The sequence below is a fragment of the Arthrobacter sp. UYEF3 genome, from assembly GCF_040546245.1.
In the GTDB taxonomy this organism is placed as follows: domain Bacteria; phylum Actinomycetota; class Actinomycetes; order Actinomycetales; family Micrococcaceae; genus Arthrobacter.
In genome coordinates, this window is sequence record NZ_JBEPNK010000019.1 from 12140 (window position 1) to 35583 (window position 23444).

Sequence of the window (23444 nt, forward strand, 5' to 3'; positions counted from 1 at the left end):
CGGAAGGGGCCGGCACCGTGTGGTACCAGCCCCTTCAGTGAAAAAATCGGTGTCGGATCAGGTGTTGGCCTTCCGCTTCACCCAGCCCCAGACCGCGGTTGCAACAAACAAGATCAGGCCGATGATGGCCAGCCAGACCAGGCCCTTCACGACGAAGCCCAGGATCGAAAGAATAAGCCAAACGACTAGTAGTGCAATTATGAGTCCCATTTGGTCATCCTAGGTTGAGGGGAGTCCGCCGGCCGGGATTGCGTGTGAGTGATTTCACGCCGCCCGGGCGCTGCAGAGCGGCCGGGCCGCCCTAGAATGGAGAACGAACGTAGAGGTTCGGCCGCCGGTCTGCGTTCGCAGCCGGTGGTTTTTCTTTGCGCTCCACGCAGGCGGGCGGGGTGGACCGAATCCCCGCGGCCCCAGGGTTCCGGACATCCGCCGGCGGCCGACTTCCGCATACGAGGACGTATGCGGTGGATTTTAGGAAGGTAGTTCTGTGAGCCAGACGTCAGATTCTTGTCTTGATACGTGGATGGGCCGGGAGGCGCTCGCCGAGGCCATGATTCCGGTGATCGGCCGGCTGTACCGCGAAAACAACGTGGTTACGTCCATCCACGGCCGCAGCCTGATCAACAAGTCCACCATGAACATCCTCAAGGCGCACCGCTTCGCCCGCCGGATGAGCAAGGAAGAGCTGCGCCTCGAGGAGACCGCACCCCTGCTGGATGCCCTCACCAAACTGGACCTCGGCGCCGCGGCCATTGACATTGCCCGCCTCACCGAGAAGTACCGTGCCGAAGGCGACGGCGCCAGCCTGGACGCGTTCCTGCGGGCCGAACTGGCCGAAGTAGTGGGCAAGCGCGGCGGCGACGACCGCACCAGCACCGACGTCGTCCTCTACGGCTTTGGCCGCATCGGCCGCCTGCTGGCCCGCCTCCTGATCGAAAAGGCCGGCGGTGGCCACGGCCTGCGCCTGCGTGCGATCGTGGTGCGCCGCGGCTCCGACAACGACCTCGCCAAGCGTGCCAGCCTGCTGCGCCGCGACTCGGTTCACGGTTCGTTCGAGGGCACCATCAAGGTTGACCCCGAGAACGACACCATCACCGCCAACGGTGTCCAGATCCAGGTCATCTACTCGGACAACCCGGCCACGGTGGACTACACCGCCTACGGCATCCACGACGCGCTGGTCGTCGACAACACCGGCCGCTGGCGCGACGCCGAGGGCCTGTCCCAGCACCTGCAGAGCAAGGGCGCCTCCCGGGTCCTCCTCACCGCTCCGGGCAAGGGCGAGCTGAAGAATATCGTGCACGGCATCAACCAGGCAGCCATCACCGATTCGGACAAGATCGTTTCCGCGGCCTCCTGCACCACCAATGCCATCACTCCCGTGCTGAAGGCGATCAATGACCGCTACGGCGTGGTGCACGGCCACGTTGAAACGGTCCACTCGTTCACGAACGACCAGAACCTGATCGATAACTTCCACAAGGGCGACCGCCGCGGACGCTCCGCCGCGCTGAACATGGTCATCACCGAGACCGGTGCCGCCAAGGCCGTGGCCAAGGCCCTGCCGGAACTCCTCGGCAAGCTCACCGGCAGCTCCATCCGCGTTCCCACCCCGGACGTATCGCTGGCCATCCTGAACCTCAGCCTGGAAAACGGCACCTCCAAGGATGAGGTCAACGACTACCTGCGGGAAACGTCGCTGCATTCGGCGCTGCGGAAGCAGATCGACTACATCGATTCGCCCGAAGTTGTCTCCACCGACTTCGTCGGCTCCCGCCGGGCAGGCATCGTCGACGGTCTGGCCACCATCTCCAACGACAAGAACCTGGTGCTCTACGTCTGGTACGACAACGAGTTTGGCTACAGCTGCCAGGTGGTCCGGGTCATGGAGGAAATGGCCGGCGTCAATCCGCCGTCCTTCCCGGCCAAGGACGCGGCAGCCACCCTGGCGGCGGCTGGCCTGCCGGTCGAGGTCGGCTAACCCACTTCTTGCGACTTTCCCGGCCGTGTCTCTGGAATCGGCCGGGAAAGGGAACCACAATGGAGCCATGGAACAGAACCCGGCTCCGGAACACGAAACCACCTTGGAACACGCCCTTGATCTGGCACGGCGGAATGCCAAGGAAGCCAAGCGCCTCGTCGATGACGCCCGAGCCAAGCGCGACGTGGGGGAGATTGACGATGCCCGCGTCAGTCAATTGGAAGGGTTGCTGGCCCTCGCCGACGAGGACCTCCGCCGGGTCACCAGGGAACAGTGACCGCCCGGCCGTAAGCGCCCTTCAGGGGCCCGGGGTGCCACCTGTCCTGCACACTGTGGAGAATGGCTCCGGCGACGGTGTTTCGTCTTAGGCTGTGAGGGTGCAGCAGACCCACTCCGGACGAGCGCGGCCATGACCGCCACCTGGAACGACTTCCGGCGTGCCCGACTCCGGTACCGCCAGGCGTGGGCCCTCCTGGCTACCGGGCTGCTGGCGCTGGCTGCCGTCCTGGTCTGGTTTTTTACTGCGGGACAGTTTGCCGTGGCCGAGCCGCAGGCCGCCGGCCCCCGCGACGCTCCCGTGCTCGCTGGGGGCTGGATGAAGGCTGTTGCCCCGGTGCGGCCTGTGCCGGGCGGCCGTGCCCTCGACACGCTGGAAGCCCTGCCGGTCAAAGGCCGTGCAGCCGCGAGCGGCTATGACCGGAGCGCATTCGGTCAGTCCTGGCTCGACGTCGACCGCAACGGCTGCGACACACGCAACGACATTCTCCGCCGCGACCTGGCCGACGCCCGGTTTACCGAAGGATCCCGCTGCCGGATCGGGGCCGGGTCCTTCCAGGAGCCCTACACCGGCCGGACCATCGAGTTCCAGCGCGGAGCGGAATCAAGCAAAGCCGTGCAGATCGACCACGTGGTGGCCCTGGGGGACGCGTGGCAGAAGGGCGCCCAGCTGTTGACGGCCGTGCAGCGCCAGCACCTGGCCAATGACCCGCTGAACCTGGTCGCGGTGGACGGGCAGGCCAACCAGGATAAGAGCGCGTCCGACGCCGCCACGTGGCTGCCCCCGAACAAGGCGTTCCGCTGCCACTACGTCGCCCGGCAGATCTCGGTCAAGGCAGCATACGGACTGTGGGTGACGCCGGCCGAGAAGGACGCGATGAAGCGGGTCCTGGCTGCCTGTCCGGAGCAGCAGACCGTCGTGCCGCGCTGAGCCGGGATGGGTCCGGATTCCAAGCTCATTGACATGGCGGCCCGACGGGTCTAGGACTTGGGCTGTCAGCACGGCAACCAGTCGAGGAGCGCAAGATGGCATACGGAGTTGTGCACTTTTTCCCGGGGGGAACCAAGGAGCAGTACGAGGCGTCAATCGCCGCGGTTCATCCCGGTGAGGGACGCTTGCCGGAAGGCCAGCTCTTTCATGCCGGCGGAGCCTCGGCCGGCGGCTGGTCCATCATGGCGGTCCATGATTCGAAGGAGAGCTGGGAGAAATTCCGGGACGGCATCCTCATGCCCAAGATGCAGGCGGGCATCGAGGGCGGCTTTACCTCCCCGCCGGAAGAAACCGTGATTGACCTCTACAAGGTGATGCCCTAGACGTCGGAATCTTTTCCGCTAGGGCCCGGATCACGCGGCTCTCCTCCTCAAACGGGGCGAAGCGTAGCCGCCGCGGCCCTAGTGGCCGAAGGGATCCGGATCGACGCCCGGCATCCAGGTCAGCCCGGGGACACCCCAGCCGCTTTTCCTGGCCTGCTTCATCGCCTTGCGGGAGTAGCGGTCGATCAGCCGGTTGACGTACAGCTTGCCGTCGAGGTGGTCGTATTCGTGCTGGATCACCCGGGCGAACCATTCGGTCGCCTCGAACTCGACCGGTGTGCCGTCGCCGTCGAAGCCTTGCACCCGCGCCCACTCGGCGCGCTTGAGCGGGTACTGGCCGCCGGGGAAGGACAGGCAGCCTTCCTCCTCCTCGTCCGGGTCCGGGAGTGCCCCCGAGACCTTGGAGAGGGTCAGTACCGGATTTACGACGACGCCGGACGGCGGCGCCCCGTCGTCGTTTTCGAACCTGTACACGAACAGCCTCCGGCCCACGCCGACCTGAGGTGCGGCCAGGCCCACGCCGTTGGCGGCTTCGTTGGTCTCGAACATGTCTGCGATCAGGGTGCGCAGCTCGTCGTCGAAGACGTCAACTTCGGCGGCCCGGCGGTGCAGCACGGGTTCGCCCCAGATCGTGATCGGTAGGACTGTCATGGGGGCTGGTTCCTTTGATGCTTTTTCTTGTGCGTGCCGGGTGGTCAGCCGGCGATGGTTCGGCCGACGACGTCGCGCATAATTTCGTTGGTGCCGCCGAAAATGGTGAGTAACCGGGCGGCCAGGTACGCCTGCGCCACCGGGTATTCCATGATGTAGCCGTAGCCGCCGTGCAGCTGCAGGCAGCGGTCGGTGATGGATTTGGCCCGCTCGGAGGCCCACAGCTTGGCCCGTGCCGCCGAAGCGGCGTCGAGTTCGCCTGCGTTGAACGCCAGCACGGCCCGGTCCACGTACCCCTCGGTGACCTCGACCTCGGTGAGGATATCGGCCAGCTCGAAGCGGCTGTTCTGGAAATCGATGATCCGCTCCCCGAAGGCGTTGCGGTCTTTCGTGTATTGCACGGTCGCGTCATAGACGGCGCGGACGACGGCGGAACTGGCGACGGCGATGGCCAGGCGGCCCTGCGGTAGCTGCTCGGCGGCGTACTGCAGGCCTTTGCCTTCCTCGCCGACCAGGTCGGCGTGCGGCACCCTGACGTTGTCGAAGAACAGCTCAGCAGTGTCGGAGGCCTTCAGCCCCATCTTGTCCAGCTGCTTGCCCGTATTGTAGCCCGCACCCTTGCGCACCATAAACAGCGAGAAGGAATCCCGGCCGCCCCGCCCGGCGCTTCCGTCTGTACGGGCCAGGACCAGCCCCGCGTCGCCGGAGATGCCGTTGCCGATGAAGGTCTTCTGGCCGGTAATCAGCCAGTCGTCGCCGTCGCGCACGGCCTTGGTGCGGACGCCGCGCAGATCTGAACCGGCGCCGGGTTCTGTCATGGCGATTGAGGTGACCGTTTCGCCGGAGACCATGCCGGGCAGCCAGCGGGACTTCAGGTCGTCGGAGCCGTAAGCCAGAAGGTGGGGGAGGACCATGTCGTCGTGAAGGTGGAAGGCCAGTCCGACGGCAAGGTGGTTGCGCTTGGCAAATTCCTCGTCGAGTACGGTGCGGTAACGATAGTCGTCCATGCCCATGCCGCCGAACTCCTCGGGGACGGCGAGGCCCAGCAGGCCCTGCCCGCCGGCAGCTGTCCAGAGTTCACGGGACATCATGTGGTCCTGGTCCCACCGGCCGTAGTGCGGGGCAACGGCCCGCGCGTCGAACTCCGCGGCCATCTCACGGAACATCTCGTGGTCTTCTTCAAAGAGCTGGCGCTTCATTGCGGTTCCTTCCGTGCACGGACAACACAACACTGGACAGACAGCACTCGACAGACACCAAAGGCCGCACCGGATCTCCGGTGCGGCCTTTGGCAAGGTCGGTCAATCGTGCCGTCCTCGGTGAGGGTGAGCGACGGGGGTTGAACCCGCGACCTCCTGGACCACAACCAGGCGCTCTGCCAACTGAGCTACGCCCACCATGTGCCGTGTCGCGCCATCCGGCGGACCGGCGGGTTGAAAAGGCAACGACAAATAGCTTACCTGCTGTTCGGGGATGGTTTCGCCACTTTTCCCGAATTCGTCGGAAATTTCCCTAAACGTGGTGGAGATTACTCTGCCGGTGCCGCTGCCGGTGCCGGTTCGGCCGCGGCCGGCACGGGGGCCATGACCGACTTCGCGATCCGCTGCGCGGTGGCGCTGTCGGGACCGGGAGCTGGCACGAACACCGCCTCCCGGTAGTAGCGGAGCTCATCGATGGAGTCCTGGATGTCGCCCAGCGCACGGTGGCCGCCGAGCTTGGCAGGGGACTGGAAGTACGCTCGGGCGTACCAGCGGCGCGAGAGTTCCTTGATGGTGCTCACATCAATGACCCGGTAGTGCAGGTGTTCGACCAGTTCCGGCATGTCGCGGACCAGGAACACGCGGTCGGTGCCCACCGAGTTGCCGCCCAGCGGGGCCTTCTTCGGGTCCGGCACCCATTTCTTGATGTACTCGAGCACCACAGACTGCGCCTCAGCCATCGTCTTGCCGTGCGGGAGTTCGGCCAGAAGGCCGGAACGGGTGTGCATGTCGCGCACAAAATCGCTCATTTGGCCTAGCGCGGCGTCGTCCGGTTTGATGACGACGTCCACGCCGTCGCCGAGGATGTTGAGTTCCGAGTCCGTCACCAGGGCCGCCACTTCGATGAGGGCGTCGTTCTTGGTGTCCAGTCCGGTCATTTCGCAGTCGATCCACACGATGCGTTCATTAGATATAGGCACCCGCCCAGCCTACCGTTCCGGCGCCGCCGAGCGGTCCGGTGCTAGGATTTCGGGTACGCGGCCGTCGGGATATTTCGGCGTGGCCGCGTGTCCCATGACTGCGTAGCCGGCCGGAAGCGGGCCAAATTGAGCGGACCGAAACGAGCCCCACAACAGATTGGACGATCCTGAGATGACGGCGCCTGTACCTGCGGTGGCGGAATCAACCGCCGCTAGGTCCCGCACCTCCCCAAAGGCAGTTGCTGCTGATGTGGACAACGCCCGTTCGCCGATCCTGTCGGGATTCCTTGGCTCCGTGTTCATGGCGGTAGGCTCGCTCGGTGTCGGCTGGTTAGCCCCGGTTTCAGAATTGCGGCGTGTGCCCTTGTTCATCTGGATGCGGACCGAGGCCGTCGGCGTCGGACTGAGCATCATGCTCCTGGCCGTCGGCGGGATGCTCCTGGTCCGCGCGTGGCTCCGGCTGGGTCAGCGGGTGCGGACCTGGGGTGCCGGTGCACGCAAGGCGACGCTGCAGGCGGTGGTCGCGTGGGGGCTGCCCATGATGTTCTCCGTTCCCTTGTTCAGCCGCGATGTCTACGCCTATATCGGCCAGGGCCGCCTGATGGTGGAGGGCTTTAACCCCTACAAGAACGGCATTTCAGCCCTGTCGAACTACTTCCAGCTGGGTGCCGACAAGATGTGGACCGAGGCGCCGGTTCCATACGGGCAGTTCTTCCTGTGGATCGAGCAGTTCGTGGTCTGGTCAACGAACGTCCAACCTGAAGCCAGCATCATGTTGTTCCGGCTCGCCGCCCTCCTCGGCATTGTGCTCTGCATCATCTACGTGCCGAAACTGGCCGAACTACACGGGGTCAACCCCCACCGGGCCCTGTGGCTCACCGCCGCCAACCCGCTGTTCCTCACTAATTTCATCGCCAGTGTGCACAACGACGCCCTGATGATCGGCCTGGCCCTCGCCGGTTTGTATTATTGCGCCACCAAGCGGGTGCCCCTTGGCCTGTTCCTGGTCACGCTGTCCATCTCGGTCAAACCCATCACCATTGTGTTCCTGCCGTTCATCGGCCTGCTGTGGGCGGGCAAGAACGCCGGCTGGCCGCGCAAGTTCGTCTTCTGGGCCCTTACCGCCGGCATCAGCTTTGCGCTGCTCTATGCGATGAGCCTGGTCAACGGTTTCGGCTTCGGGTGGATCAACGGCCTGTCCGCGCCGGGTAGCATCTGGATCTGGTACGCGCCGGTCGGTCTGCTCGGACTCATAGTCGCCTCGATCTTAAACGCCTTCAGCCTCGACGGCTGGGGGATGGCAAAATGGGTGTACGACGCCGGGAAACTGCTCGCACTCGGCATCGTCGCCCGGCAGATCTTCCGCGGAGACTATGACCGCCTGATGCGCCGCCTTACCCTGGCCTTCGCCGCCGTCGTGTTCCTGGCACCGATGATCCAGTCCTGGTACGTCGTCTGGCTCATCCCGCTGTTCGCGGTCACCGGCATCCGGGACGACTGGCAGGTGAAAGCGGTGTACTTCATGGTGTCGTTCTTCATGGTCTACGCAATCTCGGACCAGCTGGACGTCTTCCCCTACCTGCAGACCCAGGACCTCGGCCTGGCGCTGGCGCTGGCGCGCAACGCGGCCGCCCTGATCGCCCTGCTCTTCGCCCTCTACCTGATCTTCCTGGATCCGAAAACCAAGCAGCTGTTCAGCAAACCGGCGGAGCCGGTCACTACCCGGCCCGTCATCTAAGCTCGCGCAGGGCTTCCCTGCGCGACAACGGGCTGAGCTCTTGCCCGTGCTTCCGCACAAAGGCGCGCACCCGGTCCGGATCGCTGGCCGAAAAATCGCGCAGCGCCCAGCCGATCGCCTTCCGGATGAAAGACTCGGACTCGGCCAGGTTGGCCTCAACGACGTCAGCGAGCAGGGACCGGTCAGTGGCGGATGTCGCCCGGAGCTGGGCGGTGATGGGAGCATCGTCAGCTCGCCGGCAGCAAGCCGAAGGCCGGTGAGGTCGATCGCAGCATAGCGTTCCCCGCGCCGGCAGGCCTCCCGCCAGAGCGTCAGCACCGTCCCCTTAAGCTCCTCCAGCGAAGCCGGGGGCAGCTGTGCCGCAACATGGAACGGGTCCCGGAGACCAGGTCGGCATTCGCCATGGGAACACAGTAGAGGCGCAGCTGGTCCTACAGTGGAGGGTCCTACAGTGGAGGGAACGGTCAGCCCTGTCCGCGTCGGAAGGAAGCCAGATGTCCATGATCAAGAGCCCCGAAGAGATCGCGCTGATGCGCGAGTCCGGACGCGTGGTGGCAGACGCGCTGGCCCGAGTGCGCGAGGCAGCCGACGTCGGTGTTTCACTCAAGGAGCTCGACGGCGTGGCCGCGGAGGTCATTGCCGCAGCGAGCGCGACCCCGGCGTTCCTGGATTACCGCCCGCGCTGGGCTTCGGTGCCGTTCCCGGGCGTCATTTGCACCAGTGTCAATGACGCAGTAGTGCATGGCATCCCGAACGATTACCGTCTTGCGGACGGCGACCTGCTCAGCGTGGACTGCGGCGCCTTCCTTGCGGGCTGGTGCGGGGACGCCGCGGTCAGCTTCATTGTAGGCACGGCCGATCCGGTGGACCAGGCGTTGGTCGACGCCACCGACGAGGCCCTGGCCCGCGGTATTGAGGCGGCGCGGATCGGCAGCAAGATGGGGGACGTGGGGTATGCGATCGGCGGGGCCGCACGCCGGGCCGGTTACGGGCTGCTCGCGGACCATGGCGGCCACGGCATTGGCAGGACGATGCACGCGGACCCGCACGTGCCCAACGACGGCCGGCCGGGCCGGGGGATCAAGCTGACCGAGGGTCTGGTCATTGCGATCGAACCTATGCTGATCCTCGGCGGCAAGGATGACTACTACCACGACGACGACCAGTGGACCCTCCGCTCCGCCAACGGGCGCCGCGCAGCCCACAGCGAGCACACAGTCGCAATTACCGCTGAGGGCCCGGTCATCCTGACCCTGCCGTAGCGCACCGGGGCAGGGCAGCGGGCTACACCCCGCGCGTCAGCGCTTCCGTGTCCCTTAGCCGGCCAGCCGCTGACGCTGACGACGTGTCGCTAGCCGCAACTGAATGATGCGGGCCGCGCCGGCGATGGCTACCAGCACTCCGCCGCCGACCGCGGCGATGAAGAGCGCGATGCCGAGCGGGACCGCGCCTTCGAGGCCAAAGAACTTCACCTGGACATATTCCTGGTTCTGCAGGATGAAGACGATGAGCAGGACCAGCACCACCAGCGCGCTTGCCACCGCGGCCCAGACCATTCCTGCGCGGGTGACACGGCGGGCTTCGGGCGCCGACGCCGGCGGTGCTGACGACGGTGACTCGGGAGCCCCGGTGGCTGGAGGAGGGCTCCCTGCCGGGCCAACGGCATCGTCGCTCTCCCCGCGCGGCACAGTCGGTGCATCGGCCGTCACCGGGTACGGCGTGGGCGCGGCGTCGTTCGGATCGTGGGGATGGTATCCACTGGGTGTCTGGGTCATGGCGGCCGTACCTTCCGGTTGCGGGCGAGGAGCAGGTTCATCCTGCTGCCCCGGCTGTCATCTCAATACTAAGCGTGCTTACGACAAACGGGGCGGGCGGTTCGATGCCACCGTGGGGTGAATGCTGCCTCCCGGCGGCAAGGCGGCCTGTTGGCAGCGGGCGGGGGACGGTATGGTGTCGCACCCAAGGGACGCCCCCGGCGGCCGGTTCGGCAGAAGGCGCAGCTGTGACGATCGTCGACAACGCTCTTTATGTGGACGGGTACCGGACCGCGGACCCGGAGGATCTGGACGAGACGTACTTCGTGTTGCGGCAGCGCAGGGGGATGGCCTGAACCGGGCTGTACCGCCCGGACGCCGGGGAGCTTCGTTTAGTGGCCGGGGAATTTGACCTGAACCATCTGGCGTGGAGGACGCGCTCGCCGGCCATCAGCGCGCCAGGGTCGAACCGTACGGCGACACCCCTCGTCCTGGTGCTGAGGCCGGCCCGGTACCTGGACGAGGTTGAGAAGGTGCAGTTCGGCGAAATCCACATCTTCGTCGGGCCCCGATTTTGTGGTCACCGTCCGCCACACGGAGGCGCCGGACCTGGCACGGGTGCGCCGCCGGATGGAATCCGAGCCCGAGTTCCTTGCGCTTGGCCCGGAGGCACAACAAGTGGATCTGAGCGGCACGTTTCTGAGTGGCCGGAAGGGGCGAACGGCGAACGGCGGGGTGCGGCCCCGGCCTGCGGATGATCCGCGGCCAGAGCCGCACGCTGTGCCCCAGGAGGGAATCGAACCCCCGACCGGCGGATTAGAAGGCCGCTGCTCTATCCCCTGAGCTACTGGGGCGGTCCGGCGTGCTGTCCGGCTTCTGCCGGGCGCGCCTCAAGAAGTTTACAGTGCCGGGCACGTGCTGTCCGTCAGGGACTCCCCGGACAATCCCGGCGCCGCCACCCGGGCCAGCGGATCGCATCATGTTATCCACATAGGGAATTCCAGCCCTCCCGACGCTCCCACCCGGGCGGGAAGCTGGGATTGCCTGCTAGGGCATGACCAATCGAGACAGGACAACCCCATGAACGACAGCATTACAGTCCGCGGCTTTGTCGCCACCGAGATCAAGAGTTCGACGACGCCGGGCGGCGTCGCCACCGCCTCCTTCCGGATGGGCTCGACCGGGCGGCGGTTCGACCGCTCCGCGAACTCCTGGGTGGATGGAAACACCAACTGGTTCACAGTGCAGGGATACCGCCAGCTGGCAGGAAACATGGGCTGCAGCATCAAGAAGGGCCAGCGCGTCATCGTCGTCGGCCGGCTGAAAATGCGCAGCTGGGAAAAGGAGGGCCGCGTCTATCACTCGGCCGAAATCGACGCAGAATCGGTTGGCCACGACCTGATGTGGGGATCAGCGAATTTCACCCGCACCGCCGGCAGCGGCCCGGTACCGGGCCAGGACGTGCCGGCGGTCAATGGCAGGGACAGCGGGCCTGACTCGCCCCACGACATTGACCGCGAGCCGAACGACGACGGTGCAACTGACAGTAACGCCTCGGAGGACGAGCAGGAGTTCGACGAGGAGACCGGCGAACTGAAGGAGGCGGCCGCCTGAGTCCGGGGACGGTGGCTCCGTGGCAGAATTGGCGGGTGATAACGGCCCAGAGGAAGACTGAGCGACCAGCGCTGCTGCTACTGCTCGGAGTGCTGAGCCTGTTGTTGGCAGCAACCTCGGCATGTTCGGCGGCCGCCGGCGTCAGCGGGGGAAACTTGTCCGCGGGCGGTGCTCCGGCGCCCGCCGCACCGGTACCGGGAGCGGCCGCCCGTCCCGACGGGCCGGTGGCGACTCCCGGCCCCGCCCCCTTGGCGGCCAAGGCTGGCGTGGAGGAAGCCCTGGCGAAGGCGGCCGCCAGCGGGTCCACACCCGGAACGGATCAAATCCGGGCGGCCCTCGCCGAGGCCGGGTTCCCGCCCGCCGCCGTCGAAGTCACGGCCAGCCGAACCCCCACCGGCCTGGCGGCCGACGCGGTGGAGATCGCGGTCCGGCAGGACCAGTATTGCGTCGTAGCCCAGTTGCGGAACGGTGCGGCGGCCGTGACCGTTCTGTCCGTCCTGGCAGACGGCCGCTGTCTCGTCGGCTCGCGGGCTTAGCTCCGGGTTGGCGGGCTCCGGAATGTGAGTTAAGCCCCTCGAGCCACTAGATTTGTAGGCATGGCGGAATTTATCTACACAATGACCAAGGCCCGTAAGGCCGTTGGCGAAAAACTTATCCTCGACGACGTGAGCATGTCCTTCTTCCCCGGGGCCAAGATTGGTGTTGTTGGCCCCAATGGTGCCGGTAAGTCCACCATTCTGAAGATCATGGCCGGCCTGGACACTCCTTCCAACGGAGAGGCCCGGCTGAGCCCCGGCTACACCGTCGGCATCCTGCTGCAGGAGCCGCCGCTGAACGAGGACAAGACCGTTCTGGGCAACGTCCAGGAAGGCGTCGGCGAGATCTACGGCAAGATCCAGCGCTTCAACGAGATCTCCGAGGAAATGGCCAGCCCGGACGCGGACTACGATGTGCTCCTCGAGGAAATGGGCCATCTACAGGAAGCCATCGATGCAGCCGACGCCTGGGATCTCGATTCCCAGCTCGAGCAGGCCATGGACGCCCTGCGCTGCCCGCCGGCCGATGCCGACGTCACGCTGCTCTCCGGCGGTGAGCGCCGCCGCGTCGCGCTGTGCAAGCTCCTGCTGCAGAAGCCGGACCTGCTGCTCCTGGACGAACCCACCAACCACCTCGACGCCGAGAGCGTGCTCTGGCTCGAGCAGCACCTCTCCAGCTACGCCGGTGCCGTGCTCGCGGTCACCCACGACCGGTACTTCCTGGATCACGTGGCCGAATGGATCGCCGAAGTGGACCGCGGTCACCTCTACCCGTACGAGGGAAACTACTCCACGTATCTGGAGAAGAAACGCGCCCGCCTGGAAGTCCAGGGTAAGAAAGACGCCAAGCAGGCCAAGCGCCTCACCGAGGAACTCGAGTGGGTCCGCTCCAACGCCAAGGGCCGCCAGACCAAGTCCAAGGCCCGTCTGGCCCGCTATGAGGAAATGGCCGCCGAAGCGGACCGGACCCGCAAGCTCGACTTCGAGGAAATCCAGATCCCGCCGGGACCGCGCCTTGGCGGTCTCGTGCTCGAGGCGAAGAACCTCCAGAAGGGCTTCGAAGACCGGACCTTGATCGACGGACTGTCCTTCACGCTGCCGCGGAACGGCATCGTCGGCGTCATCGGTCCGAACGGTGTCGGCAAGACCACCCTGTTCAAGACGATCGTCGGGCTGGAGCCCCTCGACGGCGGTGAACTGAAGATCGGCGATTCGGTCAAGATCTCCTACGCGGACCAGAGCCGCGGCGGTATCGACCCGAACAAGACCCTGTGGGAAGTCGTCTCAGACGGACTCGACTACATCCAGGTCGGCCATGTTGAAATGCCGTCCCGCGCCTACGTTGCCGCCTTCGGCTTCAAGGGCCCGGACCAGCAGAAGAAGGCAGGGGTGCTCTCAGGTGGTGAGCGGAACCGCCTGAACCTGGCCCTGACCCTCAAGCAGGGCGGAAACCTGCTGCTCCTCGATGAGCCGACTAACGACCTCGACGTCGAGACGCTGAGCAGCCTCGAAAACGCCCTGCTCGAATTCCCGGGCTGCGCCGTCGTGGTCTCGCACGACCGCTGGTTCCTTGACCGGGTGGCCACCCACATCCTGGCCTACGAAGGTGACGAGGAGAACCCCTCCAAGTGGTACTGGTTCGAGGGCAACTTCGAATCCTACGAGGAGAATAAGATCGAGCGCCTGGGCCCGGATGCTGCGAAGCCGCACCGTGTGACCCACCGTCGCCTCACCCGCGACTAAATCCCGCCAGGCCAATGGAAGCGGCCGGCTCCCCGTTGTGGAGCCGGCCGCTTCTGTCGTTTGTCAGCCGCGGTCGGCCTTGCGCATCTGGTGCTGCAGCACCTTGGTCTGGACGGCGCCCTTGAGCTTGCTCGTAAGGTCCGTGGGCACCCGGATCATGCCCTCCTGGGCGACCGTGGCGACGTGCTGGCCGTCTTGACTGAAGATTTTACCCGTGGCCAGGCCCCGTGCCCCCTGCGCGCTCGGGGATTCCTGGACGTAGAGCAGCCACTCGTCCACGCGGACGGGCCGGTGCCACCACATGGCGTGGTCCAGGCTCGCGACGGACATTCCCGGGGTAATCCAGCTCAGGCCGTGCCGGCGCAGGACGGATTCCAGTAGCGTGTAGTCGCTCGCGTAGGCCAGCGCCGCACGGTGCATCTGCGGGTCATCGGGCATCGGCCCGAAGGTGCGCATCCAAACGGCGTTCCGGGCCTCCTTGGCCCCCGTCGCAGACACGTACAACGCCGGATCCACGTGGCGGATATCAAAGGGGCGCTCGTAGGCCCAGTGCCGTGCCACCGGGTGGTCGTATTTGCCCAGCAAATCCGCCGTGCTCGGCAGCGAATCCGGTCCCGGTATTCCGGCCGGTATCTCGGTCTGGTGGTCGATGCCCTCGTCCTCGTCCTGGAAGGACGCGATCATCGACAGGATGGGCATGCCCTCCTGATATGCGTGGACCCGCCGCGCGGAAAAGGAACGGCCGTCGCGTAGACGCTGGACGCCAAAGGTGATGGGCTTATTCGCATCGCCGGGCCGGAGGAAATAGCCGTGCATGGAGTGGACGCCGCGGCCTTCAGGAACGGTGCGGCTGCCGGCCACGAGCGACTGCGCCAGAACCTGGCCGCCGAAGACACGCTGCCGCGGCTGTTTCTGCGACGGGCCCATGAAGATGTCCTCGTCGGTCCGAGCGCCCTCCAGGTCGCCGAGGTCCAGGAGTTGGATGAGTGAGGAGGTGGGGTCCTCGAGGGGCGCCTGCGTTCCGGCTTCGGCTTCAGTCATGGTTTGACTCTAGACGGCACCCCGGCACGGCTCAAAAGGGGCGCAGCCGGTAGAGTCAACATTGTGCCTGACGTCCTAATCCAGCCCCTGCAGTTCACCGATCCCCGCGACCTAGCCGACCTGCGCACTTTTGCGACGCGGGCCAAAGCTGTTGACGACGGCGCCATCCGGCTGGTAGCCGCCGGGCCGGTGCTGGCCGCCTACGTCTGCGTGCTCCGCCCCCGGTTGCTGGGTGAGTCGACGCCAACCATCCTGGGACTCCGGACGGTGGCGCTGGCCCAGCCTGCCGAGCTCGACGTGACCGTGCCCCTGGCCGCCGTGCTGGACCGCCTGGCACGCGCGGGCGCCGACGACGTCGAATTCCGGGTCCCGCCCATGATCGTTTCCGAATCGTGGGCAGGCGTCGGAGCGCCCCGCGGCGGGTGGGAGCCGCTCGGCACCCTGCCGGACCCGGTCCTGCGGCAGGCGGCGGAAGCAGGTATCACCGAGATTGCAGGGATAATCCCGGACAAACCCGGTGCCCTGATCGTCAACAACGCCCGCGCCACCGTCTGGGGACGTCCTCTGCCCGACGCCGGAGGCTTGCCCGCCGGGGCGGCGTTCGCCGCGCTGACGCTGGGCTTCCTGGCCGACGGCGAACAGGGCCTTTTCCGTGCCGGCCGATGGTTCCGGCTCAGCAGCCCCCGCGGACACGTCCTGGTCCGGGCCGGCTCAGGACTTTAGTCATCCCGGCGCAGTCGGCACCGGATGCGCCGAAGAATCCGCGGGTGGCAGCTCCCGGTGACTGGGCACTACCCCCTTTTGAATCAAGAGGTGGAACCGAGCGGCCGGCTGTCTCGCAAGTGAGCAGGGGATCCGAGGCTCTAACCGCCAGCGCAGTCATCCGGATTGAAGACGTCCGATACGGACTTCCCCTCTCTGCTCCTTCTGTAGACGAAGCACGATTGATGTCCGTATAGGGCGTAATCCCTGCCGTCGAAGCCCGGAGGCTCGATGATAATGTTTTCGCCGCTTTAAACCGTGACCCTGACATATGCAGCTGCAGCAGCGTTGAGTTAGATACCCACGAAATACACGAGTCACGGCACAGTTTGCTGCGGCGGTCGCCACGGCAATCCTGCTGCTATCGCCTACTTCTCGGTTCTGCATTCTCCAGGGTCAGCTGTCGCAATCGACAATCATGCGGCCGCTATTGCCGCCGGCGAGGAGCGACGCGAACGCCGCAGGGATCTGGCCAAAGCCGCGAACGAGGGTGTCGACGCTACGAATCTTTCCCGCGCGCAACCAGCTGGCAACGTCGGTCTCGAATTCCTGGCGCAGGTCCTCGTTTGAGGTCACGTCGAAGCCGCGCAGGGTCAGCTGCTGATAGGTCATTCGCAGGTAGTTCGAGGGGCCCCGGCGTTCGCTTCCCTTCCCGTACTGTGACGCGGCACCGCAGACCACGACGCGCCCGCCAAAGCGCAGGGCCTCGAGTGCGGCTTCTAGCTGTTCCCCGCCAACGTTGTCGTAAAATAGGTCGATCCCGTCCGGTGCTGCCTCGCGAAGCAGGTCCAGTGCCGCACCGTCGCGGTGATTGAAAGCAGCATCGGCACCCAATGCGCGCAGGAGCTTGACCTTCTCGAGGGAACCCGCACTGCCGATGACGGTGGCGCCGACGGCTTTGGCGAACTGCACGGCGCAGCTGCCCACTCCGCCTGCCGCTCCGGAAACATACACGGTATCCTCAGCCCGCACACCGCCAAAGCGCGTCATGCCGGCGTACGCGGTGAAGCCGGTATGTCCAAGCACCGTCAGGTAGGCCTCCAACGGAACACAAGCCTCCAGGGCGGGAATGCGGCGCAGGTCATCCTCAGCGGCAACATCGATACTGCGCCACGGTGATTTTCGCACCGCCATATCACCTGGCTTGAAGGCCCCACAGCGGGATTCAACGATCTCCACGACGGCGTCGCTCGCCGGCACGTCCCCCGGGTTGATGCCCGGGCCATAGGCGGTGTCCGGACCCCCAATCCGGTTAGCTAGCCCGGCGTTTAGGCCCAGCCTACGCAGGCGAACCATCACTTGGCCGTCGCTGAGCTCCGGGACAGGAACCGTATTGATCCTGAAATTCCGCGCCTCCATGACGCCGTCCGGGTAACTGGCCAGCTGTACTTCGTGTGCATCCATGGCACCAGCCTAGGGCTCTCGGTGTCCGAACGGGTTGGATTGTATTTACGCGACGGCTGCCCTTTTGTCGGAGACCCAGAAGCGTTAGGTTGGTTGCTTTTCGACGGCAAAGACTGGCAGTTCATGTCCCAGGTACAAGTGCCCAACGGGCTCCAAAGCAAGGACTTTTTCGAGTGATACATTAAAATCCAGTCCTCCCAAGCGAACGACATGGAATGCCTGCCCACGCCTCGAACGTCTCCAGCTCCGTTCCACCAGACTCGCTGTCGTCGCGATCACGTCAATCGAAAGCAGCAAAATGAACACGAAGCGCGTGGCCATCGTGGGCGCCGGTCCGGGCGTCAGCGCCGGCGTGGCCAGGAAGTTTGGAGCCAATGGCTTTACGGTGATCCTGCTGGCCAGGAACCCTGAATCACTTGAGCTTCGGGTATCGGAGCTCCGGAACGCCGGCATAGAAGCCCACGGCATCGTCGCCGATGTGACCGACCCGCAGAGCCTGCAATCGGCATTTTCCCGCATCCAGGCGGAACACGGAACATTGGATGCCCTGGTCTACAACGCTGGAGCCAACACAATCGCCAAACCCTCCGCCGTGGACCCCGCGGACCTAACCCGGGATTTCGCGGTCAACGTGGTCGGGGCGCTGCGCTGCGCCCAGCTGGCAGCTCCCGCCATGATTGCGCGCGGTTCTGGTTCTATCCTTTTCACCGGAGGACTACTGGCCTTGAACCCGGTTGCGTCCAGGGCATCGGCCTCCATCAGCAAGGCCGGGCTTCGCAACCTGACCTTCACCCTGGCCGATGAACTCGGCGCGCAGGGCCTCAAGATCGGCACCGTGACGATCGGAGGTGCCGTCCAGGCCGGCACATTCTTCGATCCGGATTTGATCGCCGAAGCATTTTGGGACCTGCACACCGGAACGTCAGCAGGAGAGGTAATGTACGTGCAGCCCTAAGCCTCGATCCGCCGAACCGCTTCCGGATTCCAAGTGATCTTGGAGCCCAAAAGAGGCTTCGTTGTCAGGGCACGAAGCGGCGATCGGCCTCACCGCCGCGGGGTTCTCTGGTGGGAATGCATCCATACGGAACGCAGGCAAGGCCGGAATGGTTCCTGTTCTGGGCTTCTACACGCCCCGGGAAATATTCAACAAGCTACTCAATGACAACGTTGCTTAGACGACTTGGCACCGTCCGGCACCGCTGGATTTCCAAGGAACTGGGGCATTCCCTTGCGAGCCGTTCACTGCGGCGAATTGGAGCTTGAGAGAGTTGTACAGACGACTCCTTGAGGAGTTCCATCTTCGTCGGGTGCAGCTGAGCTTGATGAATGATCGCCCTGGCAGTCAGCCTAGTCAGGACCCCGAGGGGCTGTTGACCATTGAGAGCGCTGCACGCTCCATGTAGTCCCAGAGCGTCCCCTCGTACAGCGGGGGAAGGTCCAGCGACTCCACAGCGGTGCGCATGTGGTGCAGCCACGCCTCCTTGGCCTCGGGCGTGACGCGGAACGGCTGGTGCCGCATCCGGAGCCGCGGGTGGCCGCGCTCTTCGCCGTAGGTGGTGGGGCCGCCCCAGTACTGTTCCAGGAACATCAGGAAGCGCCGCTTGGCCGGCCCCAGGTCCGCTTCCGGATACATCGGGCGGAGCAGCGGGTCCGCGGCGACGCCGTCGTAAAACACGTCGGTCAGCTTCACGAACGTCTCATGGCCGCCCACAGAGTCATAGAAGTTGTCCGTGTATCCGGGCTGGCTGAACGGATCGTTCTGCATCAGCATCTTCGGCCGGCGAGGGTCGCCGGCGAGGGGAATCGTCATGGTTCTATTCTCCGGCCTGTTGCTGGGTTGCGGAGCCGGCATCATCGGCGGCCAGGGCGTCCGGTGAAACGTAGGTGCCCTGGGAGCGGTTGCCCACCCGCAGGATCTCTCCGTTGCGCAGATACCAGACGGTGCCGTCCTCGGCCCTGACCCGGGTGATGCGCAGACCCATGGACTCCACCGTGCCCACCACTTCGGAGGTTTCTATGACATCGCCGATCCCGTACTGATCTTCGATCGTGATGAAGATGCCGGCCAGGAAGTCGCGGATCAGTTGCTGGGCGCCGAAACCGATGGCGACACCGAGAATACCGACGCTGGTCAGCAGCGGGGCGATGTTCACGTTGAGGTTTTGCAGGACGTACATCACGGTGATGACGACCACGAGCACGCTCACCACGCTGTTGAGCAGCGACCCGATGGTGTTGGCGCGCTGCTCGCGCCGCTGGTTGTCGAGGGCACGCAGCGCCGGTGCCACCCAACGGAAGTGCGGTTTCTTGAAGAAGGTGGTGCCGGCGGCTACACGCTTGGTGATGCCGGAGATCACGAAGGACGCGATCAGCCAGGTGGCGACACCGACTCCGATGCTGATCAGGACGCCCGGCAGGTTGATGGCGGAGATATCCGGCGCCGTGATGGGCGCGGCGGTGGTAAAGCTGTACATCAGTGGGGTTTGCTCCTTTTGCGCGCCCGCGCTCGCCGGGCACATGACACTCTGTTCAGCTTCAACATTAGCGCCGCAGCGTGACCCCCTGCGCATCCTGGTCCCCGGCTGCACTGCCTTCCTGTCCGCTGAAATCGCCAGGCAGGCCCTCGCATGGGCAGTCGTCCTCGACGTCGCCCGGGACCCGCGCCTCGCGCTGGAGGCCCTGGAAACCCTGGCCGGAAGCGCCAGGCACTGGACGTTCGTCTCCAGCTGTTCGGTCTACGCGGACCGTTCCGGGCTGATCGGCGGCCCGCTGGACGCCACGGACCGCTACGGCTACTGACCCGCGCGCTTCGCCCGAGGCGACGGCCCGGTCTGGTCCCGGACATCCCGGCGGACGCCCCCCGGACCATCGACGTCCGGGACCTTGCCGCCAGGGTACTGGCAGCGGCCGAAACCGGCGGCACCGGCATCCTGAACGATGTGGGAGAGCCGGTACCCTTTACCGAGTACGTCGAAGCAGCACGGAAGCTGGCCGGGGAGAAGCCGAGGAGCTGGACGTCCCGCCGGGCTGCAACTTCGGCCCTGGAAGCAGACGCTGCGGGACACCCTGGCCGATGTACGCCGGCGCGGACTCGGCCGGGACCGCAAGGCAGGCCTGAGACCGGGAACCGAGCGCCGGCTGCTGCGCGAGTTCCGGGGGGACCTTCAATCCGCCTGAGCGTCCACCGGGGCGCCGTCCGTCGGGGCCACGGTGGCGGAGGCCTTATGCCGCACCGGGAAGTTGACGCTCCGGGCGATGAAGCACACCGCGTTCGCCCCGCGGTGCAGTTCATCCAGCAGTTCCTCGGCCACCGGCCCCGCCGTCGTGACGCGGGGCTTGAGCAGCACGGATTCGAACTGGCCGCTGCCGTCCCGGTTGGTCCGCATCACGGCTTCGGCACGGTCCTCGTAGGCGGTCACCACGACGCCGTGCTTGACGGCGACGTGCAGGAAAGACAGCATGTGGCACTGCGAGAGCGCGGCCAGCAGCAACTGTTCGGGGTTGTAGCGCTCAGCGTCGCCGTGGAAGGTGGGGTCCGCGGAGCCCTGCAGAACCGGCAGCCCTGGGATCTCGACGTCGTGGTCGCGGGAATATCCCCGGTACGAGTTGGTCCCGCTGCCCAGGTTGCCGGTCCAGCGGACGGTCAACGCATAATGATGCTCATCGAGGCTCATGACTTCAGCCTAGATCATGACCGTGGGCAACTAACTGGCAGCAGGGGCCGTTATGAGTGTCCAAAACGGCCCCTGCTGCGAGTCAGTTGGGCGGGGTGCCAGTAGGTCTAGACGTCCGCCGCGCGTGCCCGCAGGGCACGGGCTACGCCGTCGCGGTTTTCCAGCATCATCCGGCGCAACGCTGCGCTGTCCTCCGGGAGCGACGCCAGGAAGCCGTCCGTGCGGTCCACCGTCGCCTGCGTGGTCAGCTGCGCCGGGTAGAGCCCGACGACGATCTGCTGGGCCAGCGCGTGGGTGCGGTCCCTGACGATCCGCGGGACGGCGTCGAAGTACTTCCCGGCGTAAGGCTCCAGCAGGGTGGTGTCCAGCACCCGGGTGAAGCCGGCGACCGCCGAACCCTGCAGGGCGTTGGACAGATCGCCCTTGACCACGATCGAATCCCAGGCCGCCGCCTTGGCCACGGCGGTGGGGACGGCTGCCTGGGCCAGGGCCGCGGCGTTCTGTCCGGTGGCGGTGTTGTCCTGCGCCAGCTCGGCATCGATCCGCTCCTGGCCGGCACGGCCGCCGACCACGAGGGACGCGATCAGTTCCCAGCGCAGGTCCTGGTCCACGGCGAGGCCAGCCAGTTCCCGGGAACCGTCCAGCAGGCCGGCCACCGTGTCCAGCTGCCCGGCGCTGCGGGCCAGCAGGGCAAAGGACTTCACGAACTGCAGCTGCGCATCGGAACCGGCCCGGACCCGGGCGGCGAGCTCCCAGAGCCGGTCGGCCGCCGTCGTCGCGGTGGCGTCCTTGTGTTCCGCGGCCACGTAGAAGTTCAGCGTCGTGGCGAGCTGGCGGAGCTGGACCTGGATGACGGAGGAGTCGGATTCCTCCGCGATGTTGGCCAGGATCAGCTCCACGTAGCCGCGCGCCGGGGTTTCGCCGTCGCGCGCCGCGTCCCACGCCGAACCCCAGACCAGGGTGCGGGGGAGGCTCCCGCGGAAGTCCTTCAGATGCGCGGTGGCGGTGGCGAGGGACTTCGGGTCGAGCCGGACCTTGGCGTAGGCCAGGTCGTCGTCGTTGAGCAGGATCAGGTCCGGCTGCGAGAGCCCGGCCAGGGCCGGAACCTCGGTGCGCTCACCGTCGACGTCGAGTTCCTCGCGGTGGACGCGCTCAAGTTTCCCGGTGCCGTCCAGGTTATAGAAGCCGACGGCGAGCCGGTGCGGCCGGATGGTCGGCTGCGCCTCGGTGGCGGACTGCAGGATCGTAAAGGACGAAATCCTGCCGTCCTCACCGACGGACAGTTCGGGCTTGAGCGTGTTGACCCCGGCGGTCTCCAGCCAGAGCCGTCCCCAGTGGTCCAGGTCGCGGCCGCTGGACTTCTCCAACTCGACCATCAGGTCGCTGAGCTCCGTGTTCTGCCAGGCATGCTTGCGGAAATACTCGCGCACGCCGGCCATGAACTCCTCCGGGCCCACCCAGGCCACCAGCTGCCGCAGCACCGAAGCGCCCTTGGCGTAGGTGATGCCGTCGAAATTCACCTCGACGTCCTGCAGGTCGTTGATTTCGGCGAAGATCGGGTGGGTCGTGGGCAGCTGGTCCTGCCGGTAGGCCCAGGACTTCTCCACCGAGGCGAAGGTGGTCCAGGCACGGTCGAATTTCGTGTTCTCGACGGCGGCGAGGTGGGACATGTACTCGGCGAAGGACTCGTTCAGCCAGAGGTCGTTCCACCAGCGCATGGTCACGAGGTCGCCGAACCACATGTGGGCCAGCTCGTGCAGCACGGTGATGGCGCGCCGTTCCACCTGGGCGTCCGTGACCTTGCTGCGGAAGACGTACCCCTCCAGGATGGTGACGGCCCCGGCGTTCTCCATGGCGCCGGCGTTGAACTCCGGCACGAAGAGCTGGTCGTACTTCTCGAACGGGTACGGGCAGCCGAACTGGGCCTCGAAGAACTCGAAGCCCTGCCGGGTGAGTTCGAAGATGTTGTCCGCGTCGAGGTACTGCATGAGCGACTTGCGCGCATAAACCCCCAGCGGGGTGACCCTCCCGTTCGCGGCGGTCACCTCGCTGCGGACGGATTGGTAAGGCCCGGCGATCAGGGCGGTGACGTACGAGGAAAGCCGCGGGGTGGGGGCGAATTCCCAGACCGACCGTGCTGCGCCGTCCTCGCCCGGAATGGTGTCTACCGGCACCGGGGTGGGGGAGTTGGAGACAACATCCCAGTGCGAGGGTGCGGTGACGGTGAAGCTGAAGCTGGCCTTGAGGTCCGGCTGCTCGAAGACCGCGAACATGCGGCGCGAATCGGGAACCTCGAACTGGGTGTAGAGGTAGACCTCATTGTCCACCGGGTCCACGAAGCGGTGCAGGCCCTCGCCCGTGTTCATGTAGGGCGCATCCGCGACCACCAGGAGTTGGTTCTCGGCGGCCAGTTCGGGAAGCTGGATCCGGATGCCGTCGGACACCTTCGCCGGGTCCAGCTCGCGGCCGTTCAGCGTGACACTGTGCACCGTCCGGGTGACGGCGTCGATGAAGGTCGATGACCCCGGCGTGGCCGTGAACGTGACGGCGGTGGTGGAGCCGAAGACCTCTGCGCCCCGGGTCAGGTCAAGGCTGACGTCGTAGGAGCCGACGGCGATCAGTTCGGCGCGCTCGCGGGCTTCGGCGCGCGTGAGGTTCATACCGGGCAAAAGGGCCTCCAGGATTTGTCGGAACGGTGCGAAGAATACTGTGAAATTATTCTTTCACGGTGAGCTCGGTTGGCAAGCCTCGTCCGGCCGCCGGGCAGTGGCTCCGTG

24 protein-coding genes, 2 tRNA genes and 1 pseudogene are annotated in these 23444 nt (G+C 65.8%); 13 read left to right on the plus strand and 14 right to left on the minus strand.

What is annotated here, in order from left to right; translation table 11 throughout:
* Nucleotides 1-57: 57 nt before the first annotated feature.
* On the minus strand, nt 58-210 hold the full coding sequence (locus ABIB14_RS13385) for an LPXTG cell wall anchor domain-containing protein (RefSeq protein WP_354236391.1): 153 nt from the start codon (nt 208-210) through the stop codon (nt 58-60).
* A gap of 277 nt (nt 211-487) precedes the next feature.
* Here ABIB14_RS13385 and ABIB14_RS13390 point away from each other — a divergent pair, with 277 nt between their 5' ends.
* The 4 genes from ABIB14_RS13390 to ABIB14_RS13405 all read left to right on the plus strand — a co-directional run bounded on the left by ABIB14_RS13390 (nt 488) and on the right by ABIB14_RS13405 (nt 3571).
* Entirely contained in the window at nt 488-1981 is a 1494-nt protein-coding gene (locus ABIB14_RS13390; RefSeq protein WP_354236393.1) for a glyceraldehyde-3-phosphate dehydrogenase, read from the plus strand.
* A 67-nt stretch (nt 1982-2048) separates the two neighbouring features.
* The gene (locus ABIB14_RS13395) at nt 2049-2258 is read left to right on the plus strand and encodes a hypothetical protein (RefSeq protein WP_354236394.1); all 210 of its coding nucleotides are present in this window, start codon (nt 2049-2051) and stop codon (nt 2256-2258) included.
* A gap of 132 nt (nt 2259-2390) precedes the next feature.
* Nucleotides 2391-3188, plus strand: coding sequence for an HNH endonuclease family protein (locus ABIB14_RS13400; RefSeq protein ID WP_354236395.1), 798 nt, complete (start codon nt 2391-2393; stop codon nt 3186-3188).
* A 95-nt stretch (nt 3189-3283) separates the two neighbouring features.
* Nucleotides 3284-3571, plus strand: coding sequence for a hypothetical protein (locus ABIB14_RS13405; protein WP_354236396.1), 288 nt, complete (start codon nt 3284-3286; stop codon nt 3569-3571).
* Nucleotides 3572-3649: 78 nt separating this feature from the next.
* Here the strand turns inward: ABIB14_RS13405 and def are convergent, their stop codons facing one another.
* The 4 genes from def to orn all read right to left on the minus strand — a co-directional run bounded on the left by def (nt 3650) and on the right by orn (nt 6401).
* The gene (def, locus tag ABIB14_RS13410; protein WP_354236397.1) at nt 3650-4222 is read right to left on the minus strand and encodes a peptide deformylase; all 573 of its coding nucleotides are present in this window, start codon (nt 4220-4222) and stop codon (nt 3650-3652) included.
* Nucleotides 4223-4266: 44 nt separating this feature from the next.
* Nucleotides 4267-5421 carry an acyl-CoA dehydrogenase family protein gene (locus ABIB14_RS13415; protein ID WP_354236398.1) on the minus strand — a complete coding sequence of 385 codons (1155 nt, stop codon included), beginning with the start codon at nt 5419-5421 and terminating at the stop codon, nt 4267-4269.
* Nucleotides 5422-5546: 125 nt separating this feature from the next.
* Nucleotides 5547-5619 (minus strand) — tRNA-His (locus ABIB14_RS13420).
* A 131-nt stretch (nt 5620-5750) separates the two neighbouring features.
* On the minus strand, nt 5751-6401 hold the full coding sequence (gene orn, locus ABIB14_RS13425) for an oligoribonuclease (RefSeq protein WP_354236399.1): 651 nt from the start codon (nt 6399-6401) through the stop codon (nt 5751-5753).
* Nucleotides 6402-6573: 172 nt separating this feature from the next.
* On the opposite strand from orn, the gene mptB reads away from it, so the two are divergent.
* The gene (gene mptB / locus ABIB14_RS13430; RefSeq protein ID WP_354236400.1) at nt 6574-8139 is read left to right on the plus strand and encodes a polyprenol phosphomannose-dependent alpha 1,6 mannosyltransferase MptB; all 1566 of its coding nucleotides are present in this window, start codon (nt 6574-6576) and stop codon (nt 8137-8139) included.
* Here the strand turns inward: mptB and ABIB14_RS13435 are convergent.
* Nucleotides 8132-8446 carry a DNA alkylation repair protein gene (locus tag ABIB14_RS13435; RefSeq protein ID WP_354236455.1) on the minus strand — a complete coding sequence of 105 codons (315 nt, stop codon included), beginning with the start codon at nt 8444-8446 and terminating at the stop codon, nt 8132-8134. The genes mptB and ABIB14_RS13435 overlap by 8 nt on opposite strands.
* 187 nt (nt 8447-8633) lie before the next feature.
* Between ABIB14_RS13435 and map the strand changes: the two genes are divergently transcribed.
* Nucleotides 8634-9401, plus strand: coding sequence for a type I methionyl aminopeptidase (map, locus tag ABIB14_RS13440; protein WP_354236401.1), 768 nt, complete (start codon nt 8634-8636; stop codon nt 9399-9401).
* A 54-nt stretch (nt 9402-9455) separates the two neighbouring features.
* Here map and ABIB14_RS13445 read toward each other — a convergent pair whose 3' ends face one another.
* On the minus strand, nt 9456-9914 hold the full coding sequence (locus tag ABIB14_RS13445) for a LapA family protein (protein WP_354236403.1): 459 nt from the start codon (nt 9912-9914) through the stop codon (nt 9456-9458).
* A 227-nt stretch (nt 9915-10141) separates the two neighbouring features.
* Between ABIB14_RS13445 and ABIB14_RS13450 the strand changes: the two are divergent.
* Nucleotides 10142-10565 (plus strand): annotated as a pseudogene (locus ABIB14_RS13450) (CorA family divalent cation transporter); the annotation flags it as partial.
* Nucleotides 10566-10674: 109 nt separating this feature from the next.
* Here the strand turns inward: ABIB14_RS13450 and ABIB14_RS13455 are convergent.
* Nucleotides 10675-10747: transfer RNA gene (locus ABIB14_RS13455), tRNA-Arg, on the minus strand.
* Between the two features lie 226 nt (nt 10748-10973).
* Between ABIB14_RS13455 and ABIB14_RS13460 the strand changes: the two genes are divergently transcribed.
* From ABIB14_RS13460 to ettA, 3 genes are read left to right on the plus strand one after another with little or no spacing between them, the layout of a single operon-like run.
* On the plus strand, nt 10974-11507 hold the full coding sequence (locus ABIB14_RS13460) for a single-stranded DNA-binding protein (RefSeq protein ID WP_354236404.1): 534 nt from the start codon (nt 10974-10976) through the stop codon (nt 11505-11507).
* A gap of 35 nt (nt 11508-11542) precedes the next feature.
* Nucleotides 11543-12043, plus strand: a complete 501-nt coding sequence (locus ABIB14_RS13465) for a DUF6993 domain-containing protein (protein ID WP_354236405.1) — start codon at nt 11543-11545, stop codon at nt 12041-12043.
* A 60-nt stretch (nt 12044-12103) separates the two neighbouring features.
* On the plus strand, nt 12104-13786 hold the full coding sequence (gene ettA / locus ABIB14_RS13470; RefSeq protein ID WP_354236406.1) for an energy-dependent translational throttle protein EttA: 1683 nt from the start codon (nt 12104-12106) through the stop codon (nt 13784-13786).
* Between the two features lie 63 nt (nt 13787-13849).
* Here ettA and ABIB14_RS13475 read toward each other — a convergent pair whose 3' ends face one another.
* Entirely contained in the window at nt 13850-14827 is a 978-nt protein-coding gene (locus tag ABIB14_RS13475; protein WP_354236407.1) for an acyl-CoA thioesterase, read from the minus strand.
* 63 nt (nt 14828-14890) lie between these two features.
* Between ABIB14_RS13475 and ABIB14_RS13480 the strand changes: the two genes are divergently transcribed.
* The gene (locus tag ABIB14_RS13480; RefSeq protein ID WP_354236408.1) at nt 14891-15550 is read left to right on the plus strand and encodes a DUF8185 domain-containing protein; all 660 of its coding nucleotides are present in this window, start codon (nt 14891-14893) and stop codon (nt 15548-15550) included.
* A gap of 435 nt (nt 15551-15985) precedes the next feature.
* Here ABIB14_RS13480 and ABIB14_RS13485 read toward each other — a convergent pair whose 3' ends face one another.
* On the minus strand, nt 15986-16993 hold the full coding sequence (locus ABIB14_RS13485; RefSeq protein WP_354236409.1) for a zinc-binding dehydrogenase: 1008 nt from the start codon (nt 16991-16993) through the stop codon (nt 15986-15988).
* Between the two features lie 298 nt (nt 16994-17291).
* On the opposite strand from ABIB14_RS13485, the gene ABIB14_RS13490 reads away from it, so the two are divergent.
* The gene (locus ABIB14_RS13490) at nt 17292-17948 is read left to right on the plus strand and encodes an SDR family NAD(P)-dependent oxidoreductase (RefSeq protein ID WP_354236410.1); all 657 of its coding nucleotides are present in this window, start codon (nt 17292-17294) and stop codon (nt 17946-17948) included.
* A 396-nt stretch (nt 17949-18344) separates the two neighbouring features.
* Here the strand turns inward: ABIB14_RS13490 and ABIB14_RS13495 are convergent, their stop codons facing one another.
* The gene (locus ABIB14_RS13495; protein ID WP_354236411.1) at nt 18345-18803 is read right to left on the minus strand and encodes a globin; all 459 of its coding nucleotides are present in this window, start codon (nt 18801-18803) and stop codon (nt 18345-18347) included.
* Nucleotides 18804-18807: 4 nt separating this feature from the next.
* Nucleotides 18808-19467: a mechanosensitive ion channel family protein gene (locus tag ABIB14_RS13500; protein ID WP_354236412.1), complete on the minus strand. Its 660-nt coding sequence runs from the start codon at nt 19465-19467 to the stop codon at nt 18808-18810.
* Between the two features lie 43 nt (nt 19468-19510).
* On the opposite strand from ABIB14_RS13500, the gene ABIB14_RS13505 reads away from it, so the two are divergent.
* Nucleotides 19511-19792, plus strand: a complete 282-nt coding sequence (locus ABIB14_RS13505) for a hypothetical protein (protein ID WP_354236413.1) — start codon at nt 19511-19513, stop codon at nt 19790-19792.
* 365 nt (nt 19793-20157) lie between these two features.
* On the opposite strand, the gene ABIB14_RS13510 is transcribed toward ABIB14_RS13505, so the two are convergent.
* The gene (locus ABIB14_RS13510; protein ID WP_354236414.1) at nt 20158-20667 is read right to left on the minus strand and encodes an OsmC family protein; all 510 of its coding nucleotides are present in this window, start codon (nt 20665-20667) and stop codon (nt 20158-20160) included.
* A gap of 107 nt (nt 20668-20774) precedes the next feature.
* Nucleotides 20775-23327 carry an aminopeptidase N gene (gene pepN / locus ABIB14_RS13515; protein WP_354236415.1) on the minus strand — a complete coding sequence of 851 codons (2553 nt, stop codon included), beginning with the start codon at nt 23325-23327 and terminating at the stop codon, nt 20775-20777.
* Between the last annotated feature and the right edge of the window lie 117 nt (nt 23328-23444).

Coding starts and splice junctions, on each gene's coding strand:
- ABIB14_RS13460 (WP_354236404.1), top strand. CDS start 10,974: ATGAACGACAGCATTACAGTCCGCGGCTTTGTCGCCACCGAGATCAAG.
- mptB (WP_354236400.1), top strand. CDS start 6,574: ATGACGGCGCCTGTACCTGCGGTGGCGGAATCAACCGCCGCTAGGTCC.
- ABIB14_RS13405 (WP_354236396.1), top strand. CDS start 3,284: ATGGCATACGGAGTTGTGCACTTTTTCCCGGGGGGAACCAAGGAGCAG.
- ABIB14_RS13385 (WP_354236391.1), bottom strand. CDS start 210: ATGGGACTCATAATTGCACTACTAGTCGTTTGGCTTATTCTTTCGATC.
- ABIB14_RS13485 (WP_354236409.1), bottom strand. CDS start 16,993: ATGGATGCACACGAAGTACAGCTGGCCAGTTACCCGGACGGCGTCATG.
- ABIB14_RS13510 (WP_354236414.1), bottom strand. CDS start 20,667: ATGAGCCTCGATGAGCATCATTATGCGTTGACCGTCCGCTGGACCGGC.
- ABIB14_RS13505 (WP_354236413.1), top strand. CDS start 19,511: ATGACACTCTGTTCAGCTTCAACATTAGCGCCGCAGCGTGACCCCCTG.
- map (WP_354236401.1), top strand. CDS start 8,634: ATGTCCATGATCAAGAGCCCCGAAGAGATCGCGCTGATGCGCGAGTCC.
- ABIB14_RS13490 (WP_354236410.1), top strand. CDS start 17,292: ATGAACACGAAGCGCGTGGCCATCGTGGGCGCCGGTCCGGGCGTCAGC.
- ABIB14_RS13475 (WP_354236407.1), bottom strand. CDS start 14,827: ATGACTGAAGCCGAAGCCGGAACGCAGGCGCCCCTCGAGGACCCCACC.
- ABIB14_RS13415 (WP_354236398.1), bottom strand. CDS start 5,421: ATGAAGCGCCAGCTCTTTGAAGAAGACCACGAGATGTTCCGTGAGATG.
- pepN (WP_354236415.1), bottom strand. CDS start 23,327: ATGAACCTCACGCGCGCCGAAGCCCGCGAGCGCGCCGAACTGATCGCC.
- ABIB14_RS13400 (WP_354236395.1), top strand. CDS start 2,391: ATGACCGCCACCTGGAACGACTTCCGGCGTGCCCGACTCCGGTACCGC.
- def (WP_354236397.1), bottom strand. CDS start 4,222: ATGACAGTCCTACCGATCACGATCTGGGGCGAACCCGTGCTGCACCGC.
- ABIB14_RS13395 (WP_354236394.1), top strand. CDS start 2,049: ATGGAACAGAACCCGGCTCCGGAACACGAAACCACCTTGGAACACGCC.
- ABIB14_RS13445 (WP_354236403.1), bottom strand. CDS start 9,914: ATGACCCAGACACCCAGTGGATACCATCCCCACGATCCGAACGACGCC.
- ABIB14_RS13500 (WP_354236412.1), bottom strand. CDS start 19,467: ATGTACAGCTTTACCACCGCCGCGCCCATCACGGCGCCGGATATCTCC.
- ettA (WP_354236406.1), top strand. CDS start 12,104: ATGGCGGAATTTATCTACACAATGACCAAGGCCCGTAAGGCCGTTGGC.
- ABIB14_RS13495 (WP_354236411.1), bottom strand. CDS start 18,803: ATGACGATTCCCCTCGCCGGCGACCCTCGCCGGCCGAAGATGCTGATG.